Source organism: Candidatus Agathobaculum pullicola, from assembly GCF_052117205.1.
Lineage (GTDB): Bacteria > Bacillota > Clostridia > Oscillospirales > Butyricicoccaceae > Agathobaculum > Agathobaculum pullicola.
Map to the genome: position 1 here is coordinate 1 of NZ_JBQKJP010000086.1, position 2594 is coordinate 2594.

Annotated in this window: 2 protein-coding genes; both read left to right on the forward strand. The window is 52.5% G+C overall.

What is annotated here, in order from left to right:
- Positions 1–154 precede the first annotated feature (154 nt).
- Positions 155–1774 (forward strand): IS21 family transposase, encoded by a 1620-nt coding sequence (gene istA, locus ACTQ3V_RS15380; RefSeq protein WP_441468265.1) that lies wholly within the window; start codon positions 155–157, stop codon positions 1772–1774.
- Positions 1774–2520 (forward strand): ATP-binding protein, encoded by a 747-nt coding sequence (locus tag ACTQ3V_RS15385; protein WP_441468266.1) that lies wholly within the window; start codon positions 1774–1776, stop codon positions 2518–2520. The genes istA and ACTQ3V_RS15385 overlap by 1 nt, the downstream gene beginning before the upstream one ends.
- Positions 2521–2594 lie beyond the last annotated feature (74 nt).

Here is a 2594-nt window from a genome sequence, read left to right on the forward strand (position 1 = left end):
TGCATACGGCGGCGGCCAGCGGCCGCTGGTGCGGAGCAGAACGGCCGCGGTGCGGTCTGAGTAACAGCCGCCACTAACAACTTGATGTAGTCCAGATATTCTCCATAATGGTGGTATCCGCAACAGCGGAAATTCACTATTAGGAGGGTAATGGATGTTAGACTACAAGGACATCATTACAAAACATTGCGCATTGGGGATGACTGGTAGCGCAATTGCCGAAACCCTCGGCGTCAGCAAATCGGGGGTAAATGACTTTCTGCGTGCATTCAAGGCGTGCAAAGATTTGAAGTATCCGCTGCCCAAGGGAATCACCAACTACGGCATTGCTGCGGTCGTCTATCCACGGAAACCTACCACTCATGTTGGACGGGATGTCTCCTATGAACTGCCGGATTACGAGGCGGTTTCAAAGGATATGTCTTCCCGGAAGAACATGACCCTCAAGGTTCTCTGGAATCGGTATGTGAAGAAGTGTCGGGACAGCGGTCTAAAGTTCTACTCGTATCGGCAGTTCTGTGAGAACTACGCCAAGTGGTGCGAGGAAAATAAGGAGACTCTGCATTTCAATGCCGTCATTGGCCAGAAGATGGAAGTGGATTTTGCCGGGAAAACCTTTCAGATGGTAGATCCGCTTACCGGTGAGGTAGTGGAGATCGTTGTCTTCGTAGCAGTTCTTCCGTATTCCCAGTACATTTATGCCGAGGGAATGGTCTCCACCAAGGAGCCTCAGTGGATTGCCGTCAACAACAATGCCCTGGCATACTTCGGCGGCGTTCCGGCGCTGGTCATCTGCGACAACTGCAAGCAAGCCGTTATTGCCAACCGGGACTGGATCGCCCCGGAGTTGAACAAGGATTACGCAGAATGGGCTGAGCACAACCACACGGTTATCCTGCCTGCCAAAGTTAAGAAACCCAAGTACAAGAGTTCCGTGGAGAATGCCGTTGGCATCTTGGAAAAGGGATTCTTTCACGACATGGAGGAGATGGACTACTTCAGTTTGGAGCAGTTCAACCGAGACCTCTGGAAGCATCTGGACAAGCTCAACAGCGCTCCTTTTACCAAGAAACCTCACAGCCGGCGCTATTATTGGGACGAGGAGCGCCGAGAGTTAATGCCGCTGCCTCCTGTACCGTATGAATACATGGAGCGCAGGACGGCCAAGGTTTCCTCGGATTACCATGTTCGCTTCGACAACGCTTATTACAGCGTAGACCGAGCCTATCTGCACAAAGAAGTCCTCATCCGGGCATCTGCTGCCACGGTGAAGATTTTCTCCAAAGAAGGGGCATTTATCTGCGAATGGCCCAGAGCCACCGCCAAGAGTCAGTGGTCTACGGATCCAAATCATCTCCCGGCCAACTACAGGGAACTTTCCGAGTGGAACGGGACCTATTTCATCCGGAAGGCCATGACCGTTGGCCCCAACACCGAAGCGGTGATTAAGCGCATTCTTGCCAGCCGCAAACTGGAGGTACAGACCTACCGGATGTGTCAGGGTGTTCTGAGTTTCACCAGAAAATACAGCAAACAGGCGCTGGAAGAGACTTGTGCTCAGGCTTTGGAACTGGGAAAGGTGAATTACACTTTTATTAAAAATACAATTCCTGTTGTTGCTGAAGATCTTGGTGTTTCCGGCTACAACACCAGGGCAAATGAAGAACGCAACAAGGGTGCTTTCGTTATGGACGCCGAGTCCATGGACATTGACCGGCTTCTCTCCCGCAGCCAGAGCCTGGCCCAGTCCAAAGGGAAGGGCGGTGACAAATAATGCTCACCGGAAAAGTTCTTTTTAACACCCTTCTGGCTGAACTAAACGAAATGGGACTGCCCGGTATGTCTGCCACGCTGGACGAAATGTACCGGTCTCCTGATTTTCTGGAACTCGACCCGTTGATGGCGATTGCCACCCTCGTGGAGCCGGAGTACCAGAAGAAGATGAACAAACGCATCCAGAGCCGTCTGCGCAGCGCACATCTGCGAGGGTGTCCGCAGGAACTCACCAACTGTGTTGATTCAGCCGAGCGTGAGTACCTGCCCCGTGGAATTACCGAAACGCTGTCCACGCTGGACTTCATTGACTCTGGCCTGAACGTGTGTATCCTGGGCCCCTCTGACAGCGGCAAATCCTATCTGGCCAAGGCACTGGGCATTGTTGCCTGCAACAACTACAAGGTGGAATACCACCATTGCGAAACTCTTCTGGAAACTCTGGTAGCGCTCAAGGCGCAGGATTATTCCAAGTACCAGAAACGACTGAAGAAGATTTGCGGTGCTGCTCTGCTCATCCTGGACGACTTCCTGCTGCATACCATTACAGACGAACGCGAGGTGAAGGTCCTGTTTGAAATCTTGGAGAAACGATGCGAGATTAACCTAAGCACCATCATCTGCTCGCAACGGGAACCGGCCAGTTGGAGCTCCATGATCCTCAATGACGAGGTGTCTGCCAACGCCATCCTAAAGCGGGCAACAAAGCACTACACCGTGGTGATTAAACCTAATATAACTGACTAATTTCGGCCGCTGCTTAAACCGCACAGCGGCCGCTGGACCACCGCACCAACGGCCGCTGTGTGCCGCAGAATGCA